At 68.6% G+C, this 1,772-nt stretch carries 1 protein-coding gene; it reads left to right on the top strand.

From position 1 onward, the window contains the following. Window positions 1-1,772: ComEC/Rec2 family competence protein (locus MOV75_RS36785; protein WP_247007839.1), on the top strand; the 1,772-nt coding region annotated here is incomplete at both ends.

Below are 1,772 nucleotides of genomic sequence, written 5' to 3'. Positions count from 1 at the left end.
CTGTTGCCGTGGGTGCCTGTCGCCTTCGGCGGCGGCATCGCGCTCTATTTCGCCGCCGATCATGAGCCGGTGCTGTGGGTTGTCGCGACGACGGCCGTCGCTCTCCTGCTCGGCGCGATCCTGTTGCGGCGGAGCCGGCTGTTCGCCCCGACGATCATGATTGCCGCGGTCGCGGCCGGCTTTGCCGTGGCGACCTGGAAGACGGCGCGCATCGCCCACCCGGTGCTGGCAAAACCGCTCTATTCGGTGGCGCTGTCAGGCTTCGTCGAGACCCGCGACATCCGCGAGCGCACCGATCGCTTCGTGCTGCGGGTCACCGCCATGGAGGCGCAGCGCAGCGACGTCAAGCTGGAACGCGTCCGCCTCTCCGTGCGCAAGGGCACGGCGCCCGAGGTCGGCAGCTTCGTGCAGCTCAAGGCGCGGCTGATGCCGCCGCTCTCGCCGGTGCGCCCCGGCAGCTACGATTTTTCGCGCGATATGTTCTTTCAGGGCATCGGCGCCTCCGGCTTCGTGATGGGCGCGATCACGGCTTCAATCCCGCCCGATGCCGGCGGCCTGCGGCTGCGCTATGCCGCTTTCATGCAGGGCCTGCGCGATGCGATCGACTCCCGCATCCGCTCAACGCTCGAGGGCGACAATCGTGCGATCGCGACCGCGCTGCTCACCGGGCGGCGCGATGCGATTTCCACGCCCGTCAACGACGCGATGTTCATCTCGGGGCTCGGACACGTTCTCTCGATCTCCGGCTATCACATGGCGGTTGTCGCCGGCGTCGTCTTCTTCGCGGTGCGCGCGCTGCTGGCGCTGGTCCCGGGCCTGGCGGTCGGCTTCCCCATCAAGAAATGGTCTGCCGGCGCCGCGCTGGTGGCGGCCGCGTTCTATCTGCTGCTGTCGGGTGCGGAGGTCGCAACGCAACGATCGTTCTTCATGACCGCGGTGGTGCTGATCGCTGTGATGGTCGATCGCCGCGCCATCACCTTTCGCACGCTGGCCGTGGCGGCGCTGATCGTGCTCGCGGTCGCGCCGGAGGCGCTGGTGCATCCGAGCTTTCAGATGTCGTTCGCGGCAACGCTCGGGCTGGTGGCGCTGGTGCAGATCGGCATGCCGAACCTGTTTGCCTCGCCCGATCATTCCGCGACAGCGCGCGTCGCACTGTGGGGCGGCCGCGAGATCGCGATGCTGTTCCTGGCCTCGCTGATCGCGGGGCTTGCGACCACGCCCTATGCCGCCTTCCACTTCCACCGCGTTACGCCCTACGGCGTGCTCGCCAATCTCGGTGCGATGCCGGTGGTCTCCGCGCTGGTGATGCCGGCGGGCTTGCTGGGATTGCTCGCGGCGCCCTTCGGGCTCGATGGCGTGTTCTGGTGGCTGATGGGGATCGGCATCGACTGGATGGTCGCGGTCTCGCGCTGGGTGGCGGCTTTGCCGGGCGCGGTCGGCCGCATCCCCGCGTTTGGTATCGCGCCGCTGATTGCGGCAAGCCTTGGGATCATCGTGATGGGACTGTTGCGCACGCCCCTGCGCTGGTGCGGTGCCATGGTGCTGCTGGCTTCCATCGCCTGGGGCCTGTCGGTACGCCAGCCCGATATCCTGATTGCCGGGGATGGCGCGAGCGTTGCGGTGCGCGGCGGGGACGGGCGGTTGCACCTGATCAGGACGGGCAAGGATAGTTTCCTGCTGAGGGAGTGGCTAGCGGCCGACGCCGATCCGCGCGATGCCGGCACTAGCGCGTTGGCCGAGGGCGTGTCGTGCGACGAGTCCGGATGCGTGAC

The organism is Bradyrhizobium sp. PRIMUS42, assembly GCF_023006515.1.
GTDB lineage: Bacteria > Pseudomonadota > Alphaproteobacteria > Rhizobiales > Xanthobacteraceae > Bradyrhizobium.
This window is presented reverse-complemented; position numbering and strand designations above follow the sequence as displayed.